The 25989-nt window shown below is 52.8% G+C and carries 21 protein-coding genes, 1 tRNA gene and 1 pseudogene; 10 read left to right on the forward strand and 13 right to left on the reverse strand.

Going from position 1 to position 25989, the window contains the following annotated elements:
* Window positions 1–11 precede the first annotated feature (11 nt).
* The gene (locus L855_RS00370; protein ID WP_159783107.1) at window positions 12–938 is read left to right on the forward strand and encodes a succinate--CoA ligase subunit alpha; all 927 of its coding nucleotides are present in this window, start codon (window positions 12–14) and stop codon (window positions 936–938) included.
* Window positions 939–952: 14 nt separating this feature from the next.
* The gene (locus L855_RS00375) at window positions 953–1825 is read left to right on the forward strand and encodes a carbohydrate ABC transporter permease (RefSeq protein ID WP_159783109.1); all 873 of its coding nucleotides are present in this window, start codon (window positions 953–955) and stop codon (window positions 1823–1825) included.
* Here the strand turns inward: L855_RS00375 and L855_RS00380 are convergent.
* Window positions 1822–3486: a SulP family inorganic anion transporter gene (locus tag L855_RS00380; RefSeq protein ID WP_159783111.1), complete on the reverse strand. Its 1665-nt coding sequence runs from the start codon at window positions 3484–3486 to the stop codon at window positions 1822–1824. The genes L855_RS00375 and L855_RS00380 overlap by 4 nt on opposite strands.
* 213 nt (window positions 3487–3699) lie before the next feature.
* On the opposite strand from L855_RS00380, the gene L855_RS00385 reads away from it, so the two are divergent.
* The 3 genes from L855_RS00385 (at window position 3700) to purL (ending at window position 7542) form a co-directional block, all read left to right on the forward strand.
* The gene (locus L855_RS00385; RefSeq protein WP_159783113.1) at window positions 3700–4614 is read left to right on the forward strand and encodes a LysR family transcriptional regulator; all 915 of its coding nucleotides are present in this window, start codon (window positions 3700–3702) and stop codon (window positions 4612–4614) included.
* A 63-nt stretch (window positions 4615–4677) separates the two neighbouring features.
* The gene (locus L855_RS00390; RefSeq protein ID WP_159783115.1) at window positions 4678–5121 is read left to right on the forward strand and encodes a DUF2996 domain-containing protein; all 444 of its coding nucleotides are present in this window, start codon (window positions 4678–4680) and stop codon (window positions 5119–5121) included.
* Between the two features lie 84 nt (window positions 5122–5205).
* Window positions 5206–7542, forward strand: a complete 2337-nt coding sequence (purL, locus tag L855_RS00395) for a phosphoribosylformylglycinamidine synthase subunit PurL (RefSeq protein ID WP_159783117.1) — start codon at window positions 5206–5208, stop codon at window positions 7540–7542.
* A 183-nt stretch (window positions 7543–7725) separates the two neighbouring features.
* Here the strand turns inward: purL and L855_RS00400 are convergent, their stop codons facing one another.
* The 5 genes from L855_RS00400 to groES form a co-directional block, all read right to left on the reverse strand.
* Window positions 7726–8088, reverse strand: a complete 363-nt coding sequence (locus tag L855_RS00400; protein ID WP_159783119.1) for a helix-turn-helix domain-containing protein — start codon at window positions 8086–8088, stop codon at window positions 7726–7728.
* Window positions 8089–8391: 303 nt separating this feature from the next.
* A complete protein-coding gene (locus L855_RS00405; RefSeq protein ID WP_159783121.1) occupies window positions 8392–10287 on the reverse strand; it encodes an NACHT domain-containing protein in 1896 nt (631 codons plus the stop codon).
* Window positions 10284–10658: a hypothetical protein gene (locus L855_RS00410; protein WP_159783123.1), complete on the reverse strand. Its 375-nt coding sequence runs from the start codon at window positions 10656–10658 to the stop codon at window positions 10284–10286. The genes L855_RS00405 and L855_RS00410 overlap by 4 nt, the downstream gene beginning before the upstream one ends.
* A 187-nt stretch (window positions 10659–10845) precedes the next feature.
* A complete protein-coding gene (gene groL, locus L855_RS00415; protein ID WP_159783125.1) occupies window positions 10846–12477 on the reverse strand; it encodes a chaperonin GroEL in 1632 nt (543 codons plus the stop codon).
* A 64-nt stretch (window positions 12478–12541) separates the two neighbouring features.
* Window positions 12542–12853: a co-chaperone GroES gene (gene groES, locus L855_RS00420; RefSeq protein WP_087709775.1), complete on the reverse strand. Its 312-nt coding sequence runs from the start codon at window positions 12851–12853 to the stop codon at window positions 12542–12544.
* 507 nt (window positions 12854–13360) lie between these two features.
* Between groES and L855_RS00425 the strand changes: the two genes are divergently transcribed.
* Window positions 13361–14749 carry an NAD-dependent malic enzyme gene (locus L855_RS00425; protein ID WP_159783127.1) on the forward strand — a complete coding sequence of 463 codons (1389 nt, stop codon included), beginning with the start codon at window positions 13361–13363 and terminating at the stop codon, window positions 14747–14749.
* Between the two features lie 77 nt (window positions 14750–14826).
* Here L855_RS00425 and rpoD (L855_RS00430) read toward each other — a convergent pair whose 3' ends face one another.
* The 5 genes and pseudogenes from rpoD (L855_RS00430) to L855_RS00450 form a co-directional block, all read right to left on the reverse strand.
* On the reverse strand, window positions 14827–15738 hold the full coding sequence (rpoD, locus tag L855_RS00430; protein WP_246198664.1) for an RNA polymerase sigma factor RpoD: 912 nt from the start codon (window positions 15736–15738) through the stop codon (window positions 14827–14829).
* Window positions 15734–16507 (reverse strand): annotated as a pseudogene (gene rpoD / locus L855_RS00435) (RNA polymerase sigma factor RpoD); the annotation flags it as partial. The pseudogene rpoD (L855_RS00435) and the gene rpoD (L855_RS00430), both read right to left, overlap by 5 nt.
* Before the next feature lie 89 nt (window positions 16508–16596).
* Window positions 16597–17082 (reverse strand): sigma-70 factor domain-containing protein, encoded by a 486-nt coding sequence (locus L855_RS21290; protein ID WP_219729834.1) that lies wholly within the window; start codon window positions 17080–17082, stop codon window positions 16597–16599.
* A 675-nt stretch (window positions 17083–17757) separates the two neighbouring features.
* Entirely contained in the window at window positions 17758–18453 is a 696-nt protein-coding gene (locus tag L855_RS00445) for a polysaccharide deacetylase family protein (RefSeq protein ID WP_425500538.1), read from the reverse strand.
* 98 nt (window positions 18454–18551) lie between these two features.
* Window positions 18552–19520, reverse strand: coding sequence for a tetratricopeptide repeat protein (locus tag L855_RS00450; protein ID WP_159783129.1), 969 nt, complete (start codon window positions 19518–19520; stop codon window positions 18552–18554).
* Between the two features lie 388 nt (window positions 19521–19908).
* On the opposite strand from L855_RS00450, the gene L855_RS00455 reads away from it, so the two are divergent.
* From L855_RS00455 to L855_RS00470, 4 genes are all read left to right on the forward strand, one after another.
* Window positions 19909–20619 carry an HAD-IIB family hydrolase gene (locus tag L855_RS00455; protein ID WP_246198665.1) on the forward strand — a complete coding sequence of 237 codons (711 nt, stop codon included), beginning with the start codon at window positions 19909–19911 and terminating at the stop codon, window positions 20617–20619.
* Between the two features lie 58 nt (window positions 20620–20677).
* Window positions 20678–22186 carry a glucosylglycerol-phosphate synthase gene (ggpS, locus tag L855_RS00460; RefSeq protein ID WP_159783132.1) on the forward strand — a complete coding sequence of 503 codons (1509 nt, stop codon included), beginning with the start codon at window positions 20678–20680 and terminating at the stop codon, window positions 22184–22186.
* A gap of 113 nt (window positions 22187–22299) precedes the next feature.
* On the forward strand, window positions 22300–23988 hold the full coding sequence (gene glpD / locus L855_RS00465; protein ID WP_246198666.1) for a glycerol-3-phosphate dehydrogenase: 1689 nt from the start codon (window positions 22300–22302) through the stop codon (window positions 23986–23988).
* A 104-nt stretch (window positions 23989–24092) separates the two neighbouring features.
* Window positions 24093–24164, forward strand: a tRNA-Gly gene (locus L855_RS00470).
* Window positions 24165–24205: 41 nt separating this feature from the next.
* On the opposite strand, the gene L855_RS00475 is transcribed toward L855_RS00470, so the two are convergent.
* Both L855_RS00475 and L855_RS00480 read right to left on the reverse strand, forming a co-directional pair.
* Window positions 24206–24817: a type II secretion system protein gene (locus tag L855_RS00475; RefSeq protein WP_159783134.1), complete on the reverse strand. Its 612-nt coding sequence runs from the start codon at window positions 24815–24817 to the stop codon at window positions 24206–24208.
* Between the two features lie 56 nt (window positions 24818–24873).
* The gene (locus L855_RS00480) at window positions 24874–25935 is read right to left on the reverse strand and encodes a prepilin-type N-terminal cleavage/methylation domain-containing protein (RefSeq protein ID WP_281349463.1); all 1062 of its coding nucleotides are present in this window, start codon (window positions 25933–25935) and stop codon (window positions 24874–24876) included.
* Window positions 25936–25989 lie beyond the last annotated feature (54 nt).

Below are 25989 nucleotides of genomic sequence, written 5' to 3' on the forward strand. Positions count from 1 at the left end.
TTCAGTTCCTTATGCAGTTCACCGCCAAGACCAAAGTTCTAATTCATGGCATTGCCGAACCTCTGGCCGCCACCCATAGCATTTTGATGAAGGCTTATGGAACCCAGGTGGTGGCGGGGGTGAGTCCCGGTTTGGGGGGCAGTGAACGGGATGGGATTCCCGTCTATGATTTGGTGGAAGTGGCCATGAAGGAGGTCGGCCCCATTGATGCGGCGGTAATTTTTGTCAAACCCTATTTGGTGTTGGATGCGGCCCTAGAGGCGATCGCCGCTGGGATTCGTCGTCTGGCCATTGTCACGGAAGGGATGCCGCCGATGGATATGGTGAAGTTAATCCGTAAGGCGGATGCGACGGAAACGCTGGTGATTGGCCCGAGTAGTCCCGGATTGATTATTCCCGGTGAAATTCTCTTGGGAACCCATCCGGCAGAGTTTTATACCCCCGGTTCGGTGGGGTTGATTAGCCGTTGTGGAACTCTCACCTATGAGATTGCCCTCTCTTTGACGGAGGCGGGGTTGGGACAGTCCATTGGGGTCAGTATTGGCGGCGATGGGATTCTTGGATCGTCCTTTGCCCAATGGTTGCAGATTCTCGATGAGGACGATCGCACGGAAGTGATTGTGATTGTCGGCGAGATTGGTGGCAGCGGTGAGGAAGCAGCGGCGGAGTATGTGGCTGAAGCCATTGATAAGCCGGTGATTGCCTATGTGGCGGGCCGTCATGTGCCTAAGGGACGACGATTGGGCCATGCGGGGGCGATCGCGGCCAACCTCAGTCATAAAACTGAGAAAAAACTCAAGCAAGCGGGTAAGACGGCCTTATTTGACTTGGATATTGGCACTGCTGAACATAAGATTGAAGCCTTTAAAAATGCCGGAATTCCGGTGGCAGAACGGCCTTCGGAAATTTCCAAGTTGGTCAAAAAGGCGTTGAAATAGCCGGGTAAGTCAAGATGGCAAAGGCAAGACTAGGATTTGGTAATCCGACGGGGGTGGCTTGGGCATTTTTAGCCCCGGCGTTGCTGCTGTTGTCTATCTTTGTCTTGGGCCCGATTGGCTATTTAATTTATTTAAGCTTTACGACGGGGAGTTTTACCCAAAGTGGAACTCAATGGGTGGGATGGTTCAATTATGAACGGGCGATCGCCTCGCCGGAGTTCTGGCAAGTTCTGGGAAATACCCTCTATTTCTGCCTGGCGACGATTATTCCCAGCATCATCCTCCCCCTGATTCTCGCCGCCCTTCTCGAACAGGCGATCGCCCTAAAATCTCTGTTACGAACGGCCTATTTCCTCCCCGCCATCACCTCGATGGTGGCGGTGGGGTTAGGCTGGCGTTGGCTATTTCAAACCGATGGCCCCATCAATGCCCTATTAGACAACATCGGCATTACCCCGATTGCCTGGTTAGGCGATCCCACCTGGGCCATGCCGATTCTCATTTTACTCAGTATTTGGAAGCAACTCGGATTTAACCTCGTGGTGTTTCTGGCCGGGTTACAAGCGATTCCTCAATCTCGCTATGATGCCGCCAAACTGGATGGGGCCAACGGCTTACAGCAATTTCGTCATGTGACGCTGCCGGGCCTGTACCCCACCTTGGTTTTTGTCATCGTCACCACGGCGATGTTTACCCTCCGCAGTTTTGAACAAGTCTATGTCATTACTGGAGGAGGCCCCTTAAACTCAACGAATATCTTGGTCTATTACGTCTATGAAGAGGCCTTTGCCCTGTTTGACATCGGCTATGCGGCGGCTTCAGCCACGTTACTGTTGCTAGTGGCCTTGTCTTTAGTCACCCTTCAGGTTCGGCTGACGGAAACTTAAGCCGCAGACGCAAATTGAGTCTCGCCAAGGGTTTCCACAATTTGAGCGAGGGCTTCTCGTAGGGTACCGGTTTGATGATCTCGGGGAACTTGGCTGAGAATCTCAAATTTCTCTAAGCGACGTTCCACTTTGCCAGAACTGCCCACCACATACACATCTAACCCTCGTTTTCGGGCATCTTTGACCATTTTTTCCATAGCCAGAGAGGCCGTCACCCCTAACATGGGTACATCCCGAAAGTCCAAGATGAGAACCTGATACGCTCCAATCAGAGAATGGCGTTGGGAAATGGCTTTGGCAGCCCCAAAACTGAGGGAGGTTCCCAGATGTAGTAATAGAACCTGTCCTTTGACCTGATCTAACAGGAGTTGTTCTTCATGTTCGAGAAGTTCGGCGGCCTCAGTATCGGTGATGGCTTTAATATTTTGAGCCTGTATATCAGATAAACGCTGAATTGTCAAGACATTGGCCACAAATACGCCAACGCCGACAGCCACAATTAAGTCCACAAAGACCGTCAATAGCAGAACCCCATACATAATGGCAGCGGCTTTGAGGGAGAGGTGATGGGCCCGTTTGAGGAAACTCCAATCGACGATATCTAAACCCACTTTGAGGGCGATCGCCGCCAGAACGCTTAAGGGGACAATCTCCGTAAATCCGGCCGCGACAAAGACAAACATCAACAGGGTTAGGGCATGAATCATCCCCGAGAGGGCGGTTCGTCCCCCGGCTTGGATATTGACCACGGTTCCCATGGTGGCCCCAGCCCCCGGGAGTCCGCCACAGAGTCCTGAGAGGATGTTGCCCACCCCTTGACCGATGAGTTCTTTGTCAGAATCATGTTCGTACTGGGTGATGCTATCGGAAATGACCGAGGTCAGCAGGGAGTCGATACAACCCAACATCCCTAGCATCACCGCATCAATCATCATCAGTTGCAAATCGGGCAGGGAAATGGTGGGCAGATAAAGTTCGGGGAGTCCGGTGGGAATCTCTCCGACAATTCGCAATTGATTGGATAACAGAGTCGCCGAAATGCCAGTTCCGAGGAGTAGGGCCAGCAGTTGCGGAGGACAGACCCGGCTAATTCTGGCAGGAGTCAGAAAGAGAACAGCCAGGGTGAGACCCCCTAGCCCCAATTCCGGGAGACTGAGGTTCCCGGCCAGTTCCGGCAGGGCCATGACCGTGTTCAAGACGCCACCGACTCCTTCTTGTCCCAGTAAGGGGGGCAATTGCAGGATGACCATAATCACGCCAATGCCGGACATGAAGCCGGAAATGACGGTGTAGGGCATCAGGGTAACGTATTTCCCCAGACGTAGGACTCCAAAGAGGATTTGGAACACCCCCGCCATCATGACGATGGTGAAGGCGAGCGCCCAACCTTGGGGGCCCGGATATTTGAGGGTGAAGCTGGCAATGACGGCGGTAAAGACCACGGTCATGGGCCCCGTGGGGTTGGAGATGAGGGTGGGGGTTCCCCCAAATAGGGCGGCGAAAAAGCCCAGCAGGACGGCACTATAAATGCCGGCGATCGCCCCGGCCCCGGAGGCTACCCCGAAGGCGAGGGCCATGGGCAGTCCGACAATGGCGGCGGTAACCCCTCCGAAGAGATCACCCCGCAAGTTCCGAGTATGGATGTAGTTGGTAATGTTCATAAACCGTAGTCTGAGGAGAGGGATAGTTTTATTGGCTTAAAGCAATGGCAAATATATTTGCCATTTATTTTTATCTATAGCTAAATCTAGCATTAAGCTCGCAAAATCAAAATAGATGATTGATAAGAATATCTGATTAAAAGAGTTAAAGTAGGATATCAAAGTAAGCCACAATAGTGCTCAACGGCTGTTCCCTGTCCTGAGTCTTCATCCATGATCCAAGCGACGTTCCACCAATTACGTGTCTTTGAAACCGTGGCACGTCACGGGAGTTTTACCCGCGCGGCGGAGGAACTCTCGATCACTCAACCGACGGTATCGAGTCAGATTAAGCATTTAACCCAAGTGATTGGGATGCCGCTGTTTGAGCAAATTGGACGACAACTCTACTTAACGGAGGTGGGGGAAGAACTCCTCAACACCTGTCAGACGATTTTTGAACGCTTGGACAACTTCGAGATGATGGTGGCTGATCTCCAGGGAACGAAGCGGGGAAAACTGCGCCTGGGGGTGGTGACGACGGCGAAATATTTTGTCCCTCGTCTGTTGGGGTCTTTCTGTCAGCAGCATCCTGATGTGGATATTGCCTTGCACGTGAGCAATCATCAAAAGTTGGTGCAACGGATGCTCAATAATCAGGATGATTTCTATATTCTGAGTCATCCCCCAGAGGACATTGACTTAGTGGTCACGCCGTTTTTAGAGAATCCTCTGGTGGTGGTGGCGTCCCATGAGCATCCCATGGCTCGGGAGGAGAGTATACCCATTAAAAAACTACGGGGAGAGGCGTTTATTATGCGAGAACCGGGTTCGGGGACGCGGCGAGCAGTGCAACAGGTGTTTGACCGCCATAAGGTGACGGTCAATGTGCGGATGGAGTTGGGGAGTAATGAGGCGATTAAACAGTCGGTGATTGGCGGGTTGGGGATTTCGGTATTATCTCTGCACTGTTTACGGCCGGATTATCAACAGGGGGAGTTGGCAATTTTGAAGGTGAAAGAGTTTCCGATTCCCTGTCGTTGGTATGTGGTGCATCGCTCGGGGAAACAGCTTTCGGTGTTGACGGAGGCGTTTCTGGAGCATCTATTGGCGGAAAGTCAATCCCTCGCCGTGGAGACCGGGGGCTAAATTGCTACCATCTGGGCAAAGTATACTAATCTGAACACAGCACTCGCGACGAACTGGACACTCATGGCAGAAGACGATAAAAAAGCGAAAACCACCACCGCCGCCAGTAAAGGTGGCAAGAAGCAGGAAAAGCCCCCCGCCGTTGAAGATAAGCCCTTCGCCGATTTCATGCACCAGGACTATCTCCCGGCCCTGAGACAGGAACTGGAAAACCAGGGAATTGAGGATTTAGATCTCAAATTCGAGAAACGCCGGGTTCCGCCTCTGGATGCTAAGGGGGACTGTTGGCAGGTGATTGGCACGTGGCAGGGGGGAAACCGCCGCTTTGTGGTTTATTTCCCCAAAGCCGACATCAAAGGACCTCGGGCTTTCTCCTGTGCCGCCGACGGCACTCAACCGAGTACCATCGAACCCTTCTTGATGGATGAGCGCAAGATTAACTTATCTCTGTTGGTCTTTGGCGTGGTTCAGCGACTCAATGCCCAGAAGTGGTTGGCCCGGAACTAAATCCCCTGGGGAACTCCAGGAGGGAGAGACGACGTTACCGAAACCATGAGATAATGGCTCCTGTGGTTTTGCCCCAAAACAAGCATGGTAGCGCTTTCCGACTCTCCCTTTTCCCCTGAACAAATCGCCTCAGAAGGACTCAAACCCGGCGAATATGATGAAATCGTCCAACGCCTTGGGCGACATCCCAATCGCGCCGAATTGGGGATGTTTGGGGTGATGTGGTCGGAACATTGCTGCTATAAGAACTCCCGGCCGCTGCTGAAGCACTTTCCCACGACGGGCGATCGCATCCTCGTGGGCCCCGGTGAAAATGCTGGGGTAGTCGATTTTGGCGAGGGGTTGGCGATCGCCTTCAAAATCGAATCCCACAACCACCCCTCCGCCGTGGAACCCTTCCAAGGGGCAGCCACTGGGGTCGGGGGGATTCTACGAGATATCTTTACCATGGGGGCCCGTCCCATCGCCGCCCTCAATGCCCTGCGCTTCGGAACCCTCGACAATCCCCGCACCCGCCGCATCTTTAGTGGGGTGGTCGAGGGGATCTCTCACTATGGCAACTGCTTCGGTGTGCCAACCGTCGGCGGTGAGGTCTATTTTGATGCCGCCTATAGTGGTAATCCCCTCGTCAACGCCATGGCGATCGGCATCATGGAAACCGACACCATCGTTAAATCTGGCGCATCCGGCATCGGCAATCCCGTTCTCTACGTGGGGTCCACCACCGGCCGCGACGGCATGGGGGGCGCAAGTTTTGCCAGTGCCGAACTCAGCGACGAGTCCTCTGTCGATGACCGTCCTGCTGTGCAAGTCGGCGACCCCTTCCTAGAAAAATCCCTCGTCGAAGCCTGTCTCGAAGCCTTCAAAACCGGGGCTGTCGTTGCCGCCCACGATATGGGGGCAGCGGGAATCACCTGTTCCACCTCAGAAATGGCAGCCAACGGCGGCGTGGGTATCGACTTTGACTTAGATAAAGTCCCCGTTCGCGAATCGGGGATGGTCCCTTACGAATATCTCCTCTCGGAATCCCAAGAACGGATGTTGTTTGTGGCCGAGAAGGGCCGGGAACAGGAACTGATTGACGTTTTCCATAAATGGGGACTGCACGCGGTGGTAGCTGGAGAAGTCATCGAGGAACCCATGGTGCGGATCCGCTTCCAGGGGGCGATCGCCGCCGAGATTCCCGCCTCAGCCCTCGCGGACAACACCCCCCTCTACCCTCGCGAGAAACCGGCTCAGCCCCCAGAATATGCCCAAACAGCCTGGGCTTGGACTCCTGAATCCCTCCCCCCTTGCACGCCTTCGGGCATCGAGGTGAATGGGGCGCTCAAGAGCTGGAATCAGGTGCTATTAGACCTATTAGATAATCCCAGTATTGCCTCGAAGGAATGGGTCTATCGGCAATATGACCACCAGGTGCAGAACAACACGGTAATTTTGCCAGGTGGGGCGGATGCAGCGGTGGTGCGCTTGCGTCCCCAGGAAAGCCAAGACTCTGGCCGGGACTGGACACGAGGCATTGCGGCGACAGTGGATTGTAATTCCCGTTATGTCTATCTCGATCCCACGGAGGGGGCGAAAGCGGTGGTGGCGGAAGCGGCCCGCAATCTTAGTTGTGTCGGGGCGGAACCAGTGGCCGTCACCGATAACCTCAATTTTGGCAGTCCTGAGAACCCCATCGGCTATTGGCAGTTAGCCTGTGCCTGTGAGGGGTTGGCCCAGGCCTGTGAGGACTTTGGAACCCCAGTGACGGGGGGCAATGTCTCTCTGTACAACGAAACCCTCGACAGTGAGGGCAAGCCAACCCCCATTTATCCGACTCCGGTTGTGGGCATGGTGGGGTTGATTGAGAATCTTGAGCAGATTTGTGGCCAAGGTTGGCAGCAAGAGGGGGATGTGGTGTATCTCTTGGGGGTTCCCACGGGGGCGCAGCAGGGGTTAGCTTTGCCGACGTTAGGGGCTTCGGAGTATTTGGCGACGCTGCATCAGACAGTGGCGGGGAAACCGCCTCGGGTGGATGTGGCGTTGGAGAAAGCGGTGCAAGGAGTCTGTCGTCAGGGGATTCGCCGGGGTTGGGTTAACTCGGCCCATGATGTCTCGGAAGGGGGTTTGGCGGTGACGTTGGCGGAATCTTCGTTGTCGGGCAATTTAGGGGTGACGGTGGATCTGCCTAATGGGGGCCGTTGGGATACGCTGCTATTTGGGGAAGGAGGCGCGCGGATTGTGGTTTCGGTGTCTCCGCAGGCTGTGGCGGCTTGGGAGGCCTATTTAGAAGACCAGTTATCGGGGTCTTGGCAACGACTGGGGACGGTGTCTGGTGCGTCGTTACAGGTGTCGTCTGAGCGGGAAGGGTTGTTGAGTCTATCGTTGTCTGAGATGCGTCAGATGTATGAGGGGGCGATTAGTCGTCGGTTGAGTTAGGGCTGGGGCGGATTTTTGCCCCCCAAGATGCTTGGGGGGCGGTATTGTCTGACGTACTCCTGGAGGACCCACCCCGCCCTACGGGCACCCCTCCCTGGAGGGGAATACGGGCACCTCTGCTTGGTCAGGGAGTTGAGCTAGACTACTGCACGCGCTACTCTGCCCGGCCGGGTTGGGTAGTCCTCATTTTTTGCTTAACACCCAGCGATTTTTTTTGCGGGTGAATCCTAGTTTTTTTAACCATCGTGATATGGTTTTCTGGCTGATTTCGTCGTCCCATAACTTCGCCATCTCGGCTTGAGTTTTATCAGCATGTTCCTCAACAAAGGCTTGGAACTTGGACACATCTTTGATTTTATGACCATGGCCGGGAGGTCGATACTCTCGGGGTTGAAAATCTCCCGTCTCCTCTTTTTGCTTCAGCCAAAGGTAAATGGTATTACGGCTAATGCCAAAAATCTGACTCACTTCTGACTTTTTCATGCCATCAATTTCAATGGCTTTAATGACTTTTTGGCGCAAGTCATAGCTATAGTTATTGGACATATCGCCACCCTCTAGGGAACATCTCGGGTTAATGGTATGCGGTCAGGCTCCATTATAGCCGATGTCCTAGCTGGTGAGACTGGAATCATTTCTGGTTTCTGGGTCTCAAGTCTTTGCTGCCAGTGATGATGGGATTTGGCTTTGGCTGTTTCAGTCATAACACGCCAAACTTGTAACAGGGACTGAACCTAAGACCCAATAAGAAGGTTGAGAATTAAGTAGAATGTGTGCGAAGCTCGTTAAGCCCGGACATACCACCACGACTTGATGGTTGAATTTCTCCGATTCCAGGGAGAGACAGGGCTAGGAGGGGTCGTAATGTTCGGCGAAGTGGTCGCGCAGGAGAGCGTGGACAAAGCGATAGCCGCCGCCGACGCGCTGGAGAAAGCCGCGATCGGTGCAGTAGCGGAGGAATTTGCTGTAGTTCCAAGGAGCATAGCCGAACAGCCATAGGGTGATGCGGAGGGCGGAATGTTCAATTGCACTCAGTAAGCCACCAGCAGAAGCACCGAGTAGAAAACCTTTTACAGCCCCTTGCGCGAGGATTTCAGACAGTTGCATTGGTTCATGAAAATAATGCAGCGCGGTGAGAATTAGTACGCCAAATGGTATAAAGACAATGCCGCAAATTATGGAGTTTGTAACAGACTTATAAATTCCCTGGTTGTCGCTAATTTTTGTGTCAATTTCTTCTCCAATCAGCCCGTAAACCAGCCCTACAACTAGCCCTATCACCAGCCCTATAACTAGCCCTATCACCAGCCCTACAAGCCCTATCACCAGCCCGTAAACCAGCCCTAAAACCAGCCCGTAAACTATATATGTTTGGATTCCTTTGTAAAAATTTCTTGGCGTGGAGCGCCAAGAAATTTTGATGGTTTCTACAGTATTACTGCTTTTCTCTCCAACCAGCCCTACGAACAGCCCTACAACTAGCCCGTCAACTAGCCCTAAAACCAGCCCTAAAACCAGCCCTAAAACCAGCCCGTAAACTAGCCCGTAAACAAACTCTTGTGGCCGAGTTTTCAAAAAATAAGGCTGTAACTTCTCAATAAATAATTCAGTTTGAGCGTCCTCAACTGACCGAGCTGCGAACCAACCCAGCCAGCGCTTGGTTCGCTCATCCTTTGGATAGGGATTACGCACCGGCTTGCGCTTAGACTGACGACGATCGCTTTTTTTAGACCCCACCTGATAGTTTTCACCACCTCGATAAGGACAGGACAGGCGAGCGTTAATATAAGCCTCAAATAGAATCCGCCGCCGCTCCTTGGCACTCTTATCTTGCCTCCAAAGCTCAGGAGGTAGCTTATCGCTTGCCAACACTAGCATCGACAGGAACAGCGGCGACCTTGCCAAGCCTGTTTTCGGGTTCATAATGTCTCGATCCGGGCAAATCGCCTCCCAAAGCCAATCACATTTGGCCCGACACAAATAGGTTTCAATTTGCTCATCCGTCAGCGGTTGCACAATCACTGACCCGTTTAGCCCTAAGTTGCTCTCATACACCTGATACTCCTCGAACCGAGAGCAAACCACCAGGGGTGTTCCAGTCCAGTCCGGCAGAAAGTCATTCAACGCCTGCACGCAAGTCTCCTGACGTTGCGACATGAGTTCATCCAACCCATCCAGTAGCGGCAAAATGTGGCCCGCCTCAATCCAGCCCTTGGCGATGTCTTGACGCACCCCGTACTTCTGCTTGAGATCCACCACCATCCAACTACGGATGTCACTGTACTGGGTTTTCCAAGCGGAGAGGTTGAGCAACACGGGAACGGGAGCCTTAGCGTTTGCCTCGGCTCGCTGCACCAACTCTTCTGCTAATTGCAACAGCAGCGTTGTCTTCCCAGACCCCGGCGCACCCAGAATCAAAAGCCGTCCACCAATTTCCTTCTTGTCGAAAATTGTGACGATATGGGTTCCCTCCGGGCATTCCTGACTGAGGCTATCCCCAAGCTTTACGTCCATCGACCAAGGCGATGTGACCTGGCTCGGGTCTTCGGTTTTGTCCAGTTCCACGTACACTCGCCGATGTAGTGACTGCGCCAGTCGTAACGCTACCTCGTTTTTAACGGCGTTGAGTAGTTTCGTCTCGCTATTGTCTCGGGTCTCAGGCGGTGCAAAGTTCTGCACCATCTGATTGATCTCAACTTTGGCATTGTCGTTGGCGTTGATTCCTTGCTGGTCGCGGTTGTTCACGAGGTGCTACTCCAGCTAAAATGCTGGTCGATCGCCTGGTGGAAGTGAGCCGTTCCCTGGTCATTAATGACGATGCCTTGCTGCTTGCGACGGTCAATCCTAATTTCTAGGGACGAAAGCTGGGCCTGAACTTCCTCAATCAGGGCCGCCATCTCCGGATTGTCCCGTTCCGTTGCCACGATGTCCACCAACTGAACCGGATGCTCGAATGGGTCTTCGCCCTCTGGAAGCTGCTGCTGCACCCGCGTCCCCAGAACAGTCAAACTCGCTTGAGAAAGGCGCTCCCCTAGCGGTTTCAGCTTAGCAAACACCGCCTTGAGAACTTCTTTGGTTACTGTGTCGCTGGTCGTTTCCAAGGATTTCTTAGCCATCAATGCAGCTATTGCTAACAATCCCCATTCAACTGGTTCCATAGCCTGACAGGAGTTTTTTAAACTGGCTCCAGCATAACCCAAGCAACCCAAGCCCCAAACAAAAAACCCCCCGCAAACCTGTTGCGAGGGGAGGTGCATCCAAAGACACACCGGAGTTGGGGTGGACGAACCACCCCAGTCGAACTTAGTAGTCGAAATCGCCACCCATACCAGCACCAGCGGGAGCGCCTTCTTTGGGTTCAGGTTTATCGACGATAATGCACTCAGTGGTCAAGACCATACCGGCGATAGAGGCCGCATTCTGGGTCGCAGAACGGGTCACTTTCGCGGGGTCAACAATCCCCGCCTCGAACATATCGCAGAACTCGCCGTTAGCTGCGTTGTAGCCGACGTTAAAGTCTTTTTCCTTCACCCGTTCAGCAATCACTGCACCATTTTGGCCGGCGTTCTCAGCAATGCGTTTCAGGGGAGCGGTCAAGGCACGAGCCACAATCAGCGCACCGGTGAGTTCTTCGTCCTTGAGGTTGCTGGTTGCCCAGTCTTCCAAGCCGGGAGCGAGGTGAGCCAGGGTCGTACCACCACCGGGGACGATTCCTTCTTCAACAGCCGCTTTCGTGGCGTTGATGGCATCTTCCAGGCGCAGCTTACGGTCTTTCATTTCCGTTTCAGTGGCTGCACCGACTTTGATGACCGCAACACCGCCGGAGAGTTTAGCCAAACGCTCTTGCAGTTTCTCTTTGTCGTAGGAAGAATCGGTTTCTTCCATTTGACGACGGATTTGTTCGCAACGAGCTTTAACTTGAGCTTCGTTGCCTTCGGCGACAATGGTGGTGTTGTCTTTGGTGATGGTGATGCGACGAGCAGAGCCGAGCATCTCCAGTTTGGCGGTTTCGAGTTTCAGTCCAGCATCTTCAGTGATGACTTGACCGCCGGTGAGAACCGCGATATCGTCGAGCATCGCTTTACGACGATCGCCGAATCCAGGAGCCTTCACAGCGGCCACATTCAGCACACCGCGCAGACGGTTCACCACGAGGGTCGCCAGGGCTTCTTTCTCGATATCTTCGGAGATAATCAGGAGAGGTTTGCCTGAACGAGCCACTTGTTCGAGGATAGGAACTAAGTCTTGAACCAAGCTGATTTTTTTGTCAGTCAGCAAGATGTAAGGCTCATCTAACACCGCTTCCATGCGCTCGGTATCGGTGGCGAAGTAGGGGGAGATGTAGCCTTTGTCAAAGCGCATCCCTTCGGTGATTTCTAGTTCGGTAGTCATGGATTTCCCTTCTTCGAGGGAAATGACACCTTCTTTACCCACCTTATCCATGGCGTTGGCAATCATTTGGCCAACTTCTTCATCGTTTCCGGCGGAGATGGTTCCCACTTGGGCGATCGCCGTGGAATCTTCCACAGGACGCGCATGAGCGGCAATTTTCTCAACGAGATGCGCGGTGGCGCGGTCAATACCCCGTTTGAGGGCGATCGCATTGGAACCAGCAGCGACGTTGCGTAGGCCTTCTTTCACCATGGCGTGAGCCAGAACCGTTGCAGTGGTGGTTCCGTCTCCGGCGGCATCGTTGGTTTTAGATGCAGCTTGGCGAATTAGGGCAACGCCGGTGTTCTCAACGTTGTCTTCGAGTTCGATTTCTTTAGCGATGGTGATCCCATCATTGACAATTTGAGGTGCGCCAAATTTTTTCTCAAGAACCACGTTGCGGCCTTTAGGGCCGAGGGTAACGGCAACGGATTCAGCCAGAATATCCATGCCTCGTTCTAAAGCGCGGCGGGCGTTTTCGTTATAGATGATGCGTTTTGCCATAGTGACTCTTAGGGGGTGAATTTACAAGCGGATAATGGGTGAAACTGAGGCGATAGGTAATGACTTACTGGACGATCGCCAGGATGTCTTTTTCCGATAGGAGGACAAACTCATCACTACCGAGTTTGATGTCAGTTCCGGCGTACTTGGAGTAGAGAACCTTATCGCCGACTTTTACATCAACTTCTTGCCGAGTCCCGTCTTCGTTGCGTTTGCCGGGACCGACTTGGACGATTTCACCAACTTGGGGTTTTTCCTTCGCACTGTCAGGTAGGAGGATACCACCAGCGGTTTTCTCCTCCGAGGCACTCACCTTAACAAAAACACGGTCTGCGAGGGGTTTGACGGTGGAAACACTCAGAGATACGGCTGCCATAGAAAGACTCTCCAAAATTTACAAGTTACGTTAGTCTTATTGAGGTTGTCCCGCTCAACGACTCTGGGGGAACAGCCTCCGAAGCGGTGGACAGTTGACCAGATTCTGTTGTCGGTGTGAGTGGTTTAGCACTCTCAACCTCTGAGTGCTAATGTAACGGAGAATGAGACCCCACTGCAACTTGTAGAGTAGTACGGGTTCCCGAACTGACTGGCGGTGACGGGGGGTGACAGGGGCGATCGCCCCCGTCACCCCCCGGTGGCCTATTGCCTCAAAGCATTACGTTCGAGCAATTTCAGCCCGGTAGGTCACAGCCCAGAATGAGATGCAGCCCAGATCCCCCCTACTGCCTGCTGCCTACTGCCTACTGCCTACTGCCTTCTTCCCCCTGTTCCCTGTTCCCTGTTCCCTGTTCCCCCAAAGTCGTGAGGAGTTGACAAAACATTTCTCAAGCGGCAGCTTTTGCGTTATTACAGAGAGATTGCAAATCAGCGGCAAAACACGATCATGGTAGAGTTGACCCCCAATCCCAGTTACAGCCTCACCCTACGCTTCCGACTCCCGAACCGGGCCGGAATGTTAGCGGGTGTGGTGGGTTCCATCGCCTCAGTGGGTGGGAATCTAGGACAAATTGATTTAGTTGAACAGAGTCGTTACACCTCGATTCGTGATGTGACGGTGGATGCGTCGAGTACGGAACACGCCGAACGCATTGTGCAATCGGTGAAAGCCTTAGCGGAGATTGAGTTACTGGAGGTGTACGATCGCACCTTCAACTTACATCGCGGTGGCAAAATCCGCATCGAAAGCCGTCTCCCCCTCAAACATCAGTCGGACTTGGCGATGGCCTACACCCCAGGGGTAGGACGAATTTGTAATGCCATTGCCGAAGACCCCACTCAGGTCTATAACTTGACGGTGAAGGGCAATATGGTTGCCATTGTCACCGATGGCAGTGCGGTGTTAGGACTGGGCAATCTCGGCCCTGAAGCCGCCTTACCGGTGATGGAAGGGAAGGCCATGTTGTTTAAAGAATTTGCGGGCATTGATGCCTTTCCCATTTGCCTCAATACTCAGGATGTGGATGAGATTGTTGAAACCGTCAAACGGATTGCCCCGGTGTTTGGGGGAGTCAATTTAGAGGATATCGCCGCACCCCGCTGTTTTGAGATTGAACGGCGGTTACGGGCAGAAATGGATATTCCCATTTTCCATGATGATCAACATGGAACCGCCATTGTTACCTTAGCCGCCCTAATCAATGCCCTACGGCTGGTGAATAAGTCCCTAGAGGAAATCCGCATTGTCATGAATGGGGCCGGGGCCGCTGGCTTAGCCATTGCCCGCTTGTTGCAAAAGTCGGGGGCCCAGGAGATTATTATCTGTGATTCTAAGGGGATTATCTCCCGCGATCGCGACCTACAAGTGGACAAACAAGCCTTCGCCGTGGATCAGGGGGGAACTCTCGCGGATGCCATGAAAGGGGCAGATGTGTTTATCGGCGTGAGTGTCCCAGGAGTCTTGACGGTGGAGATGGTGGACACAATGGCCCAAGATGCCATTGTCATGGCCATGGCCAACCCAATCCCGGAAATTCAGCCGGAGTTGATTGAATCTCAGGTGGCGGTGATTGCCACAGGTCGCAGCGACTATGCTAACCAAATTAATAATGTTTTAGCCTTCCCCGGCATCTTCCGAGGGGCCCTGGACTGTCGCGCCTCGGATTTAACCGTGAATATGTACATCGAGGCCGCCAGTGCGATCGCCTCTCTGGTGTCCCCCACTCAACTGAATCGGGAATACATCGTCCCCTCGGTGTTTGATGAGCGAGTGGCCACAGCCGTCTCGGCCGCCGTGCAACGGGCCGCACGGGAAGAAGGGGTGGCGCGGAACTAAGGGATGAACAAAGCCCCGCATCACCGTAAGGAATGCGGGGTCATCGTTATTTCAGAATCTCAGATCATTGGGGCAGGTTAGCGGATGTATTCTTTGAGAATACTGTTGCGATTGGGATGACGCAGTTTCCGTAAAGCCTTGGCCTCAATCTGGCGAATGCGCTCACGGGTCACATTGAAGATTTGCCCGATTTCTTCGAGGGTCTTCATGCGTCCGTCGTCTAAGCCATAGCGCAGGCGCAACACATCCCGTTCCCGGGGGCTGAGGGTGTCGAGGACGCTTTCGAGGTCTTCCCGCAGTAAGCTTTTGGAGACCTGATCCTCGGGGGTTTCGCCATCGGACTCAATGAAGTCGCCCAGACGAGAATCTTCCTCTTTACCGATGGGGGTTTCCAGGGAAATGGGGAGTTGGGCTGACTTGGCAATAAAGCGCAGCTTCTCGATGGTCATTTCCATGCGAGTGGCGATTTCTTCCTCTGTGGGTTTGCGCCCCATTTCTTGGGAGAGGAGTTTAGTGGTTTTCTTGATGCGGGAGATGGTCTCGTAGAGGTGAACCGGAAGGCGAATCGTCCGGGATTGGTCGGCGATGGCCCGGGTGATAGCCTGACGAATCCACCAGGTGGCGTAGGTGGAGAACTTATAGCCTTTCTCGTGATCGAATTTCTCAGCGGCGCGAATCAGACCCAGGCTGCCCTCTTGAATCAAGTCTTGGAACGAGAGTCCCCGATTCATGTATTTTTTGGCGATGGAGACCACCAGACGCAGGTTCGACTGCACCATTTTGTCCTTGGCCCGGCGATCGCGGTAGAGGCGGCTGCGGAAGCTGTTGCTAAACTTGCGACTCTGTTTTGACCAAGATTTAACAGTGTCTGGATGTTCCAACGCTTCTAGGACGAGGGGCCAAACCTCTTCAATGGTGTCGGGTTTTTCTCCTTTCTCCTCTGTCAGACGTTCGCGAATCGGATCAGCAATCCAGGCGAGTTTTAACATTGAAGATTTGCCCGATTTCTTCGAGGGTCTTCATGCGTCCGTCGTCTAAGCCATAGCGCAGGCGCAACACATCCCGTTCCCGGGGGCTGAGGGTGTCGAGGACGCTTTCGAGGTCTTCCCGCAGTAAGCTTTTGGAGACCTGATCCTCGGGGGTTTCGCCATCGGACTCAATGAAGTCGCCCAGACGAGAATCTTCCTCTTTGCCGATGGGGGTTTCCAGGGAAATGGGGAGTTGGGCTGACTTGGCAATAAAGCGCAGCTTCTCGATGGTCATTTCCATGCGAGTGGCGATTTCTTCCTCTGTGGGTTTGCGCCCCATTTCTTGGGAGAGGAGTTTAGTGGTTTTCTTGATGCGGGAGATGGTCTCGTAGAGGTGAACCGGAAGGCGAATCGTCCGGGATTGGTCGGCGATGGCCCGGGTGATAGCCTGACGAATCCACCAGGTGGCGTAGGTGGAGAACTTATAGCCTTTCTCGTGATCGAATTTCTCAGCGGCGCGAATCAGACCCAGGCTGCCCTCTTGAATCAAGTCTTGGAACGAGAGTCCCCGATTCATGTATTTTTTGGCGATGGAGACCACCAGACGCAGGTTCGACTGCACCATTTTGTCCTTGGCCCGGCGATCGCGGTAGAGGCGGCTGCGGAAGCTGTTGCTAAACTTGCGACTCTGTTTTGACCAAGATTTAACAGTGTCTGGATGTTCCAACGATGCGGAAGCTGTTGCTAAACTTGCGACTCTGTTTTGACCAAGATTTAACAGTGTCTGGATGTTCCAACGTTTCTAGGACGAGGGGCCAAACCTCTTCAATAGTGTCGGGTTTTTCTCCTTTCTCCTCTGTCAGACGTTCGCGAATCGGATCAGCAATCCAGGCGAGTTTTAGTGTCGGGTTTTTCTCCTTTCTCCTCTGTCAGACGTTCGCGAATCGGATCAGCAATCCAGGCGAGTTTTGCCCATTCCTCACCGTTCGGGAGGCGTTCATACTCCTCTTCAAACTCCTCTTGCAGAGACTCGATGTAGAGTAAATCCTCAATCAGACGAGCGAGTTCGATTTCTTCATCGGCACGCAACAAGCGAATACGCCCGATCTCTTGTAAGTACAAGCGAATCGAGTCTTCGGTGTAATGTTTTTTCTTGGGGGCAGCTTTGCGTTTTGACCGAGATTTTCCGGGTTTGCTGGCTGCCTCAGTGGAACTGGGGATATAGTTGCTGTCCGAGTCGTTCTCGACGACTGCTTCGTCGGGTCGCGCCTCGTCTTGCATAAGTAGATCGATTTCATTACCCGATCGACCAACCCCTGGTAGGGTGCTGGATTGAATGGTAAGTACATTGTTCGCCTGGGTCATGTCGCGTTCCTCTTGACTCGGTGTGATTCGACTGATGATGATGTGGAATTTCCTGCGTGATCTTAAACGATCTAACGCAATTTCGGCTAGACAGTTCGCCGTGGGATCTTAGATAGGTTGTAAAAAGCTTTCCTAGCTTAACTCAAATTCTCTAAGATCCTGTACAGTTGGTAATTTGTTAGAAAAATCCTTGAGACGGTTGAGCCTGATAATACTCAGACCCCATTTCATTGATATCTGAGGACTATCTAACCCAAAGGTCACCGCCGCGATGGCGATGATGCCACAAAGGTTAGGAAATACCTCTTTTAGATTCTAGCCGCTTTTATTCAAAATGCCCTCTGGGGGCCCGACGCGGCAGGTTAGGAAATACCTCTTTTAGATTCTAGCCGCTTTTATTCAAAATGCCCTCTGGGGGCCCGACGCGGCTTAGGAATGATCGCCGTTAGATTCTTAAAAACTCGGTCAACCTGGCCCAGTTGTTTGACAGACCTTTGTGATAGGAATGATCGCCGTTAGATTCTTAAAAACTCGGTCAACCTGGCCCAGTTGTTTGACAGACCTTTGTGTTGGAAACTGAGACGACGTCATAGGAAATATCAAGGATCGGGGATCAGGAGTTGCTGGAACAGCGTTTCAAGGTGTTCAGGTGTAATTTAACGCAACTTTTTGCATCTAGCCACTCTGAAGTCCTGACTTAAGATGCCATAATTCTTGAATGTTAACAAATTGATAGCTTTTCGTCCGTAGCTGCTCAACAATTGTTAAGGTTGTTTGCGCCACATCTTGGCCGCCATAAGCCCCATCATGAAGCACAATCAGGGAACCGGGTTCGACTTGGTTCATGATGCGATCGCAGACTCGCGAGACTCCTGGACGCCGCCAGTCTTCGGGAACTACACTCCACATTACGGGTCGATACTGCCAGGATTTGAGTAAATGCAGGGTTTTCGGGGTAAACAAGCCATTAGGCGGCCGCACATCTCGCACGTGGGTTTTTACCCAATCTAGGGGGCGATCGCAGGCGGAGGCGATCGCGGCTTGGGTGGCGGCTAAACTCATCTGCAACGCCGAAGGACTCAGACGGGGGAAGGCGCGGTGAGTCTCCCCATGCAACCCCAACCAATGGCCCCGTTGGAAAACCTGGCGGGCAATCTCAGGATAACGACGGACGGCCGCCCCTAGCCAGAAAAAACTGGCGGTCACCCCCACTTGCTCCAAAACATCCAACAGTTGCGGGGTGTATTGGGGATGGGGACCGTCGTCAAAGCTCAGGCAGACCAGGGGTTGGCTGGCAGATGCGGACCAAAGACAATCGGGAAAGAGGGGGGCTAAGACTCGGTACAAATGGGGGTACAGCGGCGCAAACATTATTAATAACTGTTAACGATTTGTTGCAGAATCCTTAAACCCAAGAACGAAGCAAGATTCTGACCTCAAACAGACAAAGCGCATTCTCCCTAGGCAAACTAACTACGATAGGGACCCGGGTAGGGAGATCCTTGAGCTTTGAGGCGATATTCGTCTAATTTCAGCCGTGCGGTTGAGTAGGCTGGGGTTCCTTGGGGAATTTGTTGCAAATAGGCGATCGCCTCTGAGAATTGGCCCTGGGCCGCTTGGTCATAGGCCTGTTGCAACAGCCAGGTGGCGCGGATAGTTTTTTGCTCTTGGTATTGAGCGAGTTTTTCCCGGGCGCGATCGCGGGCCTCGGTCCCCGGGGGAATGAGCTGTAAATAGCCCAAGGCTTGGCTAAACTCGCCCTGAGCGGCCTGGTCATAAGCCTGTTGCAACAGCCAGGTGGCACGGATTTCTCGTTTTTGTTGATACTCCCGTAACTTGGGTTGCAGCTTGGGGTAATAGGAACTCCCCACAGGAATCTGCTCTAACGCTATGATAGCGCCTTGGAAGTCTCGCTGTTGGGCCCGATGCTGTGCCAACTTAATCCAGGATCGGGCTTGGGTGTCGAGGCGATGTGAGGCTTCGACGGAATCAGGGCTTTCCAGGGGTTGAGTCTGTTTGACTTGGGCCAGGGACGAGGGGGGAACGGTTCCTTGCAACAAATAGGCTCCCCCCACGAGCGCCAAGAGATTCACCCCCAGGCCAACGGCTAACCCCAGAGAAAGAGAGGGTTGGTTGAACTCCGGCTCAGAGTCCTGGCTGGGACGGGAAACTACATCCAGGGTAGGCACATCGCCCCTGGAAGATTCCCTGGAGGTCGTGGGGGGCTGAGGGGGGGCTTGTTGCGCTTGTTGTGCTTTAGGAAGCCTGACGAGAACCGACTCATGGCGGCCAGATGTGGCGTCGGAGTCCGTCGGCTGAAAGACCCAATCGAGTAGGACTAAGGTTTCCGCGTCATCCTCTCGAATTAGCCCTTGTAGGGAGGGGGCGTTGGGGTCAGAGTCAGCCTGGGGTGACGGGGTTGTCTGAAAATAGAGCATGGGCTTAGCAAGGTTCAGAGGTTAGGGAAGCCATGTGGCTTTTACAGGCCATACGCCCCTGTTTCCGGTCATCTGAGAGTTTAACCGAGAGTTGACCCAAGGCACAAACCTTGAGCCTTGCTCCCCAGAGCAACAGGGGTTTGAGATTTTCAGGCTTTGTGTGTATGATGTACTAAACAAATACTGCTGAATCAACTCAGCAACGTTTGACTAGGACTGGGTTAAGACGAGTTTAAGGTTGCTAAGACCTGGGCCAAACTTAGGACATCCTACCCCCCTCAACGGGGACTTGGGCGGGGACTGCCTCCGGGTCAGGGTAAGGGTGGTTCGCTTCTCCTAGATAGCTTTTGATAGAGGATACTGTTGAATGGGTGTTGATGAGCCGTTAGTGCTAGCAACTGATCTCGATGGAACGTTTCTAGGAGGCAGCGTAGAACAGCGATCGCGCTTCTACCAATATTTACAACAGCACCGCCAACGTCTGGTTCTCATTTTTGTCACCGGTCGAGATTTGGAGTTAGTTCGTCAGCTCTACAGCGAGCCGGACATTCCCCAGCCGGACTACATTATCGCCGATGTGGGAACAACGGTCGCCTGTGGCCGGAGCTTCACTCCCGTCAAAGCGGTTCAGGATTGGATTGCCCAGACTTGGGACAATAGCACCGAGACGGTGCGATCGCTCCTAGAGGGAGAACCCGGATTGGAGTTACAACCCATCACCCCGCAATATCGCGTATCCTACTACTACACCCCCAACAAACTTCAGTCAGACACTTTGACTCGAATTACCAACGCTGGGTTCGACTATATCCTCTCTGCCGATCGCTTCTTGGATGTGATGCCCAAGGGTATCGCCAAGGGGGCAACTCTACTTAAAACCCTAGAGAGCCTCAACTTGTCGCCAGAGCAAACGGTAGTCGCGGGAGATACCCTCAACGATCGCTCCTTGTTAGAAACAGGACTCAATGGGATTGTTGTGGGTAATGCCGAACCTAAGCTTAAAGACGTTGCGCGATCGCTCCCCAATGCCTACATTAGCCCTGAACCGGGAGCCTGGGGCATTTGGGACGGATTGAAGCATCACGGCAGAGCCTTCTAAACCCAGTGCTCTGCCCGGCGCCAACACAACAACCATCATGAGTAACAGTCAAGACACTATGAAATCTTCTTTGGTCATTCTCTACCACCGCGAACCCTACGATGAGGTGGTAGATGAAAACGGGGTCATACGGTACGTCGACAAAAAAAGCCCCAATGGGATCGTTCCCACCCTTAAAGGATTCTTCGACAATGTAGAAAAGGGAACCTGGATTGCTTGGAAGCAAGTCACCTCCAAACAGCGGAACAAATTCCAGGAGCGAGTAGAAATCGAGGGGAGCAACTACGATGTAGCTCGGATTCCCCTCTCAGCGGATGAAGTTAAGCACTTCTATCACATCACCAGTAAGGAAGCCTTCTGGCCGATTCTGCACTCGTTCCCCTATCACTTCACCTACGAGTCCTCGGATTGGGAAAACTTCAAGGCGATTAACAAGAAGTTCGCTGAAGCCGCCTGTGCTGAAGCCGCCGAAGATGCCCTCATTTGGGTGCATGACTATAATCTCTGGTTAGCCCCCAAATATATTCGGGAACTCAAACCCGATGCCCGCATTGCCTTTTTCCACCATACTCCCTTCCCCTCGGTAGATATTTTCAACATTCTGCCCTGGCGCGAAGCCATTATCGACAGTCTCCTCTCCTGCGATGTGGTAGGTTTCCATATCCCCCGTTACTCCGAAAACTTCGTCAATGTGGCCCGCAGCCTGTTTGAGGTGGATGTGGTCAAGCGAGAAGCCATCCCCGAGCATATCACCCCCACGGGAACCGCTCTGGCAGAACCCGAGATGGTAACCCAGTTGAGCTATAAAGGGCAACTGGTGAAGGTGGATGCGTTCCCCGTAGGAACGAATCCTGAGCATATCCTCAACACCCTAGCCAAGCCGGAAACTCAACAGCGGATTGAGGAAATCAAAGAAGAACTGCAAGGCCGGACTTTGGCGATCGCCGCTGGCCGGGTGGACTATGTGAAAGGGAACCGGGAACTGCTCGAATGCTATGGTCGCCTGCTGGAGCGCCGCCCGGATTTACATGGCAAAATCAATTTGGTCATGACCTGTGTGCAGGCGGCCGCCGGAATGCGCGTTTATCGCACGGCACAGCAGCAGATTGAGCAACTGGCAGGGAAAATCAATGGACGTTATGCTCGATTAGGATGGACTCCCATTCTGCTGTTCACTCAGCCGATTCCGTTCACGGACTTGATTGCCTACTACAAAGCGGCTGATATCTGTTGGACAACCCCCTTACGAGACGGGTTGAACCTGGTGGCCAAGGAGTATGTAGTTGCCCATGAGGGGAATGATGGCGCCTTGATTCTATCGGAGTTTGTCGGGGCGGCGGTGGAAATGCCTGAAGCCATTCAGACGAACCCCTACTCGATGGACCGCATGGATGAGGCCATTGACCGGGCGTTGAGTCTCTCGGATGAGGAGAAAGCTGAGCGTATGGCTCAGATGTACCAAACGGTCACTCAGTATGATGTGAAACATTGGGCGGATCGTTTGTTTGATATCTTCCAGAAGACCGAACATCAGACGGTGGCCCAGAAGAAACCGGTCACGGCCTAGGTACGGGTGAAGGGTTGATTGGGAGCCATGACGGAGGATGGCGGGCCTAGCCCGCCACTCCTTCTCAAGTCGTCGATGACTGTCTGTCAACTGTCAACGGTTAATTGTTAAAGATGATGCGAAATCTGGATCACGTCGAGTCTCAAGCCTACGACCTGATTATTATTGGGGGTGGGGTGAATGGAGCTGCGGTGGCTCGGGATGCGGCGTTACGGGGGTTGAAACCGATTCTTCTGGAGAAAAGTGATTTTGCTAGCGGGACGTCGAGCTGGTCAACGCGCTTGGTTCATGGGGGATTACGCTATTTAGAGTATTTTGAGTTCCCGTTGGTGCGGGAGTCGCTTCATGAGCGGGAGTTACTGCTGAGGAATGCGCCTCATTTGGTGAATCCGTTGATGTTGACGGTTCCAGTGTATGGGAAGCGATCGCGCCCCTATTGGAAAATCTGGGCGGGGATGATTCTTTATGATATTTTCAGTTTTGATAAGACCCTATTGCCTCATCGGATGCTGCCGAAGCAGAAGTTCAAGCAGCATTTTCGGGGCTTAGACCCGGAGAATTTGAATGGGGGAGCGCAGTATTATGATGCTCAGGCCTCGCGGGCGGAACGGATGTGTTTAGAGACGATTCTGGATGCGGCGTCGGCGGGGGCGACAAGTCTCAATTATGTGGAGGTGAAGGGGTTACACCGTCAGGGCGATCGCATTACCCATTTGACTTGTGAGGATAAGTTAACGGGGAAAACTCTGGAGGTGAAGGGAACGCCGGATGTGATGGTGATTAACACCTCGGGGCCCTGGGTCGATCGCGTCTTGAAGGATGGGCAGCCGCAGCCGATTGGCGGGACTCCTAAGATTGGGGGAACGAAGGGATCTCACATTATCGTCAATCGCTTTCCTGGTGCGCCGGATAGCGCCCTCTATGTGGAGGCCAAGACGGATGGGCGCCCGTTCTTTATTGTGCCTTGGTTGGGGATGGTTTTGATTGGAACCACGGATTTACCCTATAAGGGCAGTTTGGATCGGGTGAAAGCTGATGATAGCGAGATTGACTATTTGCTGACGGAGACGAATAATATTATTCCCAGCGCCCAGTTGACCCGCGAGAGTGTTAAGTTTACCTATTCTGGGGTGCGGCCTCTGCCCTATGTGGATAAGAAGTCCGCCGGGAGTATTACCCGCAAGCATATTCTCTTTGACCACCGCTCGGAAGGGGTGGGTAATCTGATTTCTTTGATTGGTGGGAAGTTAACCACGTTCCGCCATGTGGGCCAGGAGATTGTGGATTTGGTCTATAAGAAGTGGAAGAAATCGGCACCGGCTTGTCCGACGATTCATCGTCCGCTTCCGGGGGCGATTTTGCCTAATGACCCCTTGGTGGCTGAGTTGGTGGAGCAGTATCGCGATCGCCTCTCGATTGAGACGCTTTATCATTTGCTCGATAGTTATGGGCGCAAGGCGGCGGAGCTGTTGGCCTTGGTGGATGAGCATCCAGACTTGGCAGCACCGATTACGCCCGAGTTACCGGATATCCGCGCTCAGATTGTCTATGGGGTGCGATCGGAATATGCCTATCATATGGCGGATATTCTGCGGCGACGCACGACCATTGCCATGCAGAGTTGTTACGGCTTGCAGACGCTGAAGGTGCTATCTCAGGTGTTGCAGCAGTATTGTGGCTGGTCTGCCGAGGACTGCGATCGCCAGGCCCGGGAGTATCGCCAGTATATGGAGGAGAACTGTATTCCTGACTATGCGATCGGTCAAACTCGTCGACCGGAAGCGGAGGCGGTGTCCGCTTAGGGGGGCGATCGAGCTTCAGTTTGGGGATAAAATCCTTGTGGCTAGTCCCAGATGTGTTAGGATAAGCAATTAATGCAGTCCTTTGCAGTCTTGGACTAGCTAACGCGGGCGTAATTCAGTGGTAGAATGTCAGCTTCCCAAGCTGAACGTCGCCGGTTCGAGTCCGGTCGCCCGCTTTCTTGAGTTTTTTGGGGGCTATCTCTCATCCCATAGGAGCTTAGTCTTCGCAGCGATCGCCACGAATTGAGCCCAGAATAGTTGATATAACAACGCAGCGTCGGTTCGGGTTATCGCCACCATCAACATCAGTAAAGGCAATACGGGCAATCATCCCCGAATCATCAACCTCAGCATCAGCGTTGTTGTAGGAATCACGAGAGAGAATGCCCCGGTCTTCAAAACGGACACAGTAATCTCCATGATCACAGTCCTGAGGCATGGCCATTCTGCCCTCATCTAGGGTAACTAGGTTGCCCGCATCTGGGGAGAGAGTTGTCCAGGAGGGATTAGCGCCACGAGGATGGGCTGAGCCTTGAACGCCTATGTCCTGAACCATACGGAAACTGGCTTCCCAGGTGCGGTTCTCGGTGCTGGCCCGAGATTGAGCGCGGCGCATCACTTGTTGGGCCGCATCGGCGGTGTTTCGGACTCGTCGGTTATTGACGAAGGACAACCAACTGGGGGCGGCGATGGCCGTGAGAATGCCGATCATGACGATCACCACTAAGACTTCGATGGTGGTGAAGCCTTGGCGACTGGAGATGTGAGTCGGCGCTCTTCGTCTAAGTCGCTGTAGAAGAAACAGGACGGGTTGAGGTTTCGGTTTCATAACGGGAACGGCTCCTGGGTCATTTGAATGAGATGAGATGCAACAATTAGCTGAGATTAGAATTGTCGGGGACTCTTACGGCGAACACTGCGGTTCAAGACCTGGGTTTGAATAGCCGGCATGAACCCTTCATTAGCACTGCGGATGCCTGGTTTTCCTGCGGCATTACCTCGTATGAAGAGAATAACCTTCTGGTTAAACGCCGTAGGATCATCAGAACTAGATTGCTGCTGTTGCGCTCGTCGTCCCGTTTCATCCAAGACACAAGCGTAGAAGTTACGAACCTCTGGAAAGCTATAGCGTTCTAGGGTTGCATCACTAGGTGTTAGATTATAATCATCAGGACAATCAACATCCATGCTTTGAACATCCTGTTCATTGGCAATGGTAGACAGATTGCGGTCATCCACAAAATCAACCAACGTAATGGGGGTAGGAATATTGGGCGTTCCACCGCCTCCGGGCCAGGCATCGAATCCTACTTCCATTGGATTAATATAATTGGTATCTTGCACATCCCCAGGAAACTGGCGGTAAACGGCCCTTCTGATGCGACCCATCCCTGCCCAAGGACCAACAGAACCTTCATCGGCATTATTGCTGGTGAGATAGTAGATGACCAAGCTATAGCTCCGGCCAGCAACGCAGGGAATACCAATAGGAAGTGGCTGGTTAAAATTACAGTCGTTCCTAAGCACCTGTTCCGGAATTGGCTCCAACTTCCAAAATGCTAAAATCGGCACAGTATTCTCAGGAACGTTGATCCGATTAAATAATCCCTGACCACATACATTAGGATTTTCTCTAGCCTCAACTCGGAGACTCCCATCCAAACACTTTCCATCATAGACATAGGCCGCTTCACGAATGTCGGCACTGATATAGTCTAGCGCCATCTGCATTTCTTGCTGCGTTTCAGTTCTGGCTGTTTCTCTTGCATCTGATGTCAAGAGTTCAACCATCACTGTCATTAAGCCAGACATAATAATGCCGGCAATAATTACAGATACTAAAATTTCCGTCAAAGTAAAGCCTGATTCAGACGACCGAAAGCGTCTACTTTTGAGTGCCTTCACGCCTCGTTTAACATAGTTCCTTAAATATCTCGAAAATTTCATGTCTCTATTTCCTTGCTGATTTAAATAAAAAAATCATTCCTTGGATCGGTAATC

Source organism: Sodalinema gerasimenkoae IPPAS B-353, from assembly GCF_009846485.1.
GTDB classification, from domain to species: domain Bacteria; phylum Cyanobacteriota; class Cyanobacteriia; order Cyanobacteriales; family Geitlerinemataceae; genus Sodalinema; species Sodalinema gerasimenkoae.

What these genes read in the sequence shown, in the direction of transcription:
- L855_RS00450 (WP_159783129.1), bottom strand. Translation starts at nt 19,520, where the DNA reads ATGCTCTATTTTCAGACAACCCCGTCACCCCAGGCTGACTCTGACCCC.
- L855_RS00390 (WP_159783115.1), top strand. Translation starts at nt 4,678, where the DNA reads ATGGCAGAAGACGATAAAAAAGCGAAAACCACCACCGCCGCCAGTAAA.
- L855_RS21290 (WP_219729834.1), bottom strand. Translation starts at nt 17,082, where the DNA reads ATGACCCAGGCGAACAATGTACTTACCATTCAATCCAGCACCCTACCA.
- rpoD (WP_246198664.1), bottom strand. Translation starts at nt 15,738, where the DNA reads ATGTTAAAACTCGCCTGGATTGCTGATCCGATTCGCGAACGTCTGACA.
- L855_RS00425 (WP_159783127.1), top strand. Translation starts at nt 13,361, where the DNA reads ATGGTAGAGTTGACCCCCAATCCCAGTTACAGCCTCACCCTACGCTTC.
- L855_RS00445 (WP_425500538.1), bottom strand. Translation starts at nt 18,453, where the DNA reads ATGTTTGCGCCGCTGTACCCCCATTTGTACCGAGTCTTAGCCCCCCTC.
- purL (WP_159783117.1), top strand. Translation starts at nt 5,206, where the DNA reads ATGGTAGCGCTTTCCGACTCTCCCTTTTCCCCTGAACAAATCGCCTCA.
- L855_RS00475 (WP_159783134.1), bottom strand. Translation starts at nt 24,817, where the DNA reads ATGAAACCGAAACCTCAACCCGTCCTGTTTCTTCTACAGCGACTTAGA.
- groL (WP_159783125.1), bottom strand. Translation starts at nt 12,477, where the DNA reads ATGGCAAAACGCATCATCTATAACGAAAACGCCCGCCGCGCTTTAGAA.
- L855_RS00410 (WP_159783123.1), bottom strand. Translation starts at nt 10,658, where the DNA reads ATGGCTAAGAAATCCTTGGAAACGACCAGCGACACAGTAACCAAAGAA.
- L855_RS00375 (WP_159783109.1), top strand. Translation starts at nt 953, where the DNA reads ATGGCAAAGGCAAGACTAGGATTTGGTAATCCGACGGGGGTGGCTTGG.
- L855_RS00480 (WP_281349463.1), bottom strand. Translation starts at nt 25,935, where the DNA reads ATGAAATTTTCGAGATATTTAAGGAACTATGTTAAACGAGGCGTGAAG.
- glpD (WP_246198666.1), top strand. Translation starts at nt 22,300, where the DNA reads ATGATGCGAAATCTGGATCACGTCGAGTCTCAAGCCTACGACCTGATT.
- ggpS (WP_159783132.1), top strand. Translation starts at nt 20,678, where the DNA reads ATGAAATCTTCTTTGGTCATTCTCTACCACCGCGAACCCTACGATGAG.
- L855_RS00370 (WP_159783107.1), top strand. Translation starts at nt 12, where the DNA reads ATGCAGTTCACCGCCAAGACCAAAGTTCTAATTCATGGCATTGCCGAA.
- groES (WP_087709775.1), bottom strand. Translation starts at nt 12,853, where the DNA reads ATGGCAGCCGTATCTCTGAGTGTTTCCACCGTCAAACCCCTCGCAGAC.
- L855_RS00385 (WP_159783113.1), top strand. Translation starts at nt 3,700, where the DNA reads ATGATCCAAGCGACGTTCCACCAATTACGTGTCTTTGAAACCGTGGCA.
- L855_RS00400 (WP_159783119.1), bottom strand. Translation starts at nt 8,088, where the DNA reads ATGTCCAATAACTATAGCTATGACTTGCGCCAAAAAGTCATTAAAGCC.
- L855_RS00380 (WP_159783111.1), bottom strand. Translation starts at nt 3,486, where the DNA reads ATGAACATTACCAACTACATCCATACTCGGAACTTGCGGGGTGATCTC.